The sequence below is a fragment of the Haloferax sp. Atlit-4N genome (assembly GCF_003383025.1).
Lineage (GTDB): Archaea > Halobacteriota > Halobacteria > Halobacteriales > Haloferacaceae > Haloferax > Haloferax gibbonsii.
In genome coordinates, this window is sequence record NZ_PSYY01000081.1 from 1 (window position 1) to 467 (window position 467).

A 467-nucleotide genomic window follows, 5' to 3' on the forward strand; every position below is an offset into this window, starting at 1 on the left:
AACGTGTGTTCGTAGCCGTGTTAGCACTTGCAACAATCGGCTACTTCGATTACACCTATCGTCTTCCACGGCTGACGCTCATCGCTATTACGCCGGTCTTACTGACTGTCCTTCCGGTTTGGTTCGTATGGATCAGGCAGCGGCCACTGGAAGAGAGCCAACGGGCAATCATTGTGAGCGATAATCACAAAGAAGTCCGGCGGACGCTCTCCGATATTGAGCTTCCCGTCTTGGGTTATCTCTGTCCGACAACTTCTCTCCCGAACCGACCCGAATTCTCAGCCGAGGGTGCAACGGCTATCGCCGACGGTGGGATGACACTTGACGGTGTTGAACGGCTTGGTGGGCTTTCACGGATTGAAGACATCCTCGTTGAGTACAACGTTGATACAGTCATCTTAGCCTTCGAGCACTCCTACCGGGCCGAGTTCTTCGGTATCCTTGATGCATGTTACGAACACGGTGTG

Annotated in this window: 1 pseudogene; it reads left to right on the plus strand. The window is 53.3% G+C overall.

What is annotated here, in order from left to right:
* A pseudogene (locus C5C07_RS20665) lies at nt 1–467 on the plus strand (DUF1970 domain-containing protein); the annotation flags it as partial.